Raw genomic sequence first — 2,586 nt, 5'->3', positions numbered from 1 at the left:
TATAACCTTGTTCCGATCCTGAATGTGTATGAGAACATCGTCCTGCCGGTGGAGCTGGACGGGGACACGGTGGATCAAAAGTTTTTGGACGAGATCGTTCATCTGCTGGGGCTGGAAGATAAACTGAAAAACATGCCGAACAATCTTTCCGGCGGACAGCAGCAGCGTGTGGCTATCGCCCGCGCCTTGATTACCAAACCGGCTATTGTGCTGGCCGACGAGCCGACCGGCAACCTTGACAGCAAGACCAGCGCCGAGGTGCTGGGGCTTATCAAGCGCACCAGTGCAGAGTTCCGGCAAACTGTTGTGATGATTACGCACAATGACGACATTGCCCGCCTTGCAGATCGGATTGTCCGCATTGAGGACGGAAAGATTGTGGAGTAAGGAGGTGGCAGGCTATGACATGGCCTTTTGAAAATGATACTCACAAAGTGGAGAAAAAATTAGCGACGCAAAGTCTATCCGCAAATAAACAACGAAATTTCCTCGCAGGGATTATCATGTTTATTGCCTCTCTATTGTTAGCATTTTCGACTATCTTACTTTGTAATGCCACAATAGATACACAGATAATCTCTCGTGTCGATAACACACAGGAAATACTTAGTGTAATTTTGGGGATTGCTATTGTTCTGCTACTCACAGCAGGAATCGCTATTAAAAATATCATGTATATTTCCATATTACAGCGCACACGAGAATTTGCACAGTTGAGGACTGTGGGAGCGACCTACCGACAGATCAAAGCAGTCATTCATAACGAGCGAAAACAGTTATCTTGGAAGTATATTTTAGGCGGTTTGCTATTGGGTTTTCTTTTTAATTGTGTATTACCCTTGAAATTATATTTGGTGCCCAGTGTGGCCTGCACATTGCTTTCCGGTGCTTTTGTATGGTTCATTGTTTTTTGGTCATTCCGTACACCGGCAAAACTGGCTGCGTCTTTATCCCCTATGGCGGCATTGAGGACAGAGGAAATAAAATCAGCTAAAATTTTCAAAAAAAGCAGTCGTATCAATCCTAATGGTTTGGCAAAAAAATACTTTTTCAGTAACCGTAAAAAGGCATTTTATACGCTGCTATCCCTTGTGTTGAGCGGAGTCCTTGTATTTGTAGTCTTTTCGGTAGTTTCGGCTATTGATATAAAAGAGCTTGTCCGGCAACCGTATTATGAAAACAGCAGCATTTATCTTAAACTGAACTCAACAGCTGCCGAAAACGCTACTCTTGAACTGATGAAAGATAGTCCTTTTACGGAGGAATTGAAAGCGCAGATTGAAAATATCTCTGGTGTAACAGAAATTTATCCATCCAAAAAATTAGATTGTGAGATCGTCGTTCCCGGTCAACCTGAGAATAGATATGAACTATCCATCAATAGTATTGTCGGCACAACCAGTTTTGAAACCCAACTGGTTGAGGGTGATATGCCTTATTCTCCAAATACAAACAGCACTATTCCGATTGTGATAAATCGTGCCTCTCCTTACTATGAAAAAACAGGTCTTTCCCTGAGTTTGGGAGATCATTTTTCCGCATCAGTAAATACGGGAATGTCTACAAAAGAAATTGATTTTTCAGTATGTGGTTTCATCGAAAATAAGGACAAAGGTAGCGTATTCTATACGACCCCTGAATATCTGGACTTTTTAGCAGAAATAAATTGTGATCTGGCATGGTACATTTGTACTGAAGATATGCAAACGAAACAGGCTGTTGAGGAAATTAAGGCACTGGTGGCTTCGGATAACCGTATAAATACTTCCATATTTGCGGATGATTTATCTGAATATCAGGCGTATTTTTATAACGCCAAAATTGTTGTTACAGCAGTGATAGTGTTGATATGTTTGTTTGCTTTTGTCAATTTGCTTAATACTTGCATTACAAACACCGTTATACGCCGCCATGACTATGCGCTGTTAGAGGCCGCTGGTATGACGAAAGTACAAATTTATCAAACACAGAGTGCAGAAAACAGGATTTATTTTTTTGGTAGTTTAATAGGGAGTTGTGTGGTAGGCATACCGCTGGGGTTCCTTTTATGCAACAAGATCGCAGAAATACCCGGATTATCCTATATTTCCTATCGCTTCCCGTGGCCGTTTCTACTCCTGTATTTCGTGCTTGTTTTTGTGGTTCATATAGTAGTAACAGTGTATCAAAGACACATTTTAGCGAAGCAGTCTGTAGTAGAGCGTATTAAAGCGATTGAGTGAATCAATGTAACTAAAGTTTCGTTAAAATGAAATCTCTTGTTGAACAAATCAAAGTGACAGTATAATCGTATGGAATCGGCGGGGCGGCGAGTGCTGCCCCGCTTTTTTCGCCATTTCTCAAAAAAATTTTTGAAATGTCCGAGCGCTGTAACATTTCACCCCGATTTTCAATGAAATTTTTGGGCCGCTGTAACATTTCGCGGACATTTGGGTTTTACAATGACCTTATCAACAGGCAGAAAGCCTTGAAAGGAGTTTTGAGTATGAGCGTTTTGCAGACGATTGATCTGAAAAAGTATTACGGCACAAAGCCGAATATCACCCGCGCCCTTGACGGCGTGAACTTCTCCGTAAATGACGGTGA

The 2,586-nt window shown here is 41.7% G+C and carries 2 protein-coding genes and 1 pseudogene; all 3 read left to right on the top strand.

Annotated features, from left to right (window positions below; genetic code table 11):
• Positions 1-387 (top strand): ABC transporter ATP-binding protein (locus tag WMO38_RS14910; protein ID WP_173739189.1); only part of this gene is annotated, 387 nt, incomplete at its 5' end.
• A 14-nt stretch (positions 388-401) separates the two neighbouring features.
• Complete coding sequence (locus WMO38_RS14905) at positions 402-2,222, top strand: ABC transporter permease (protein WP_118050871.1); 1,821 nt, start codon at positions 402-404, stop codon at positions 2,220-2,222.
• A 170-nt stretch (positions 2,223-2,392) separates the two neighbouring features.
• Positions 2,393-2,586, top strand: a pseudogene (locus WMO38_RS14900) (ABC transporter ATP-binding protein); the annotation flags it as partial.

The sequence above is a fragment of the Lachnospira hominis (ex Hitch et al. 2025) genome, from assembly GCF_040096395.1.
GTDB classification, from domain to species: domain Bacteria; phylum Bacillota; class Clostridia; order Lachnospirales; family Lachnospiraceae; genus Lachnospira; species Lachnospira hominis.
The sequence above is the reverse complement of the archived record's forward strand: the minus strand, read 5'-3'. Positions and strand labels throughout refer to the sequence as shown.

Bases quoted from the DNA above. Each gene is read 5' to 3' on its own strand.
- WMO38_RS14905 (WP_118050871.1), top strand. From the start codon at position 402: ATGACATGGCCTTTTGAAAATGATACTCACAAAGTGGAGAAAAAATTA.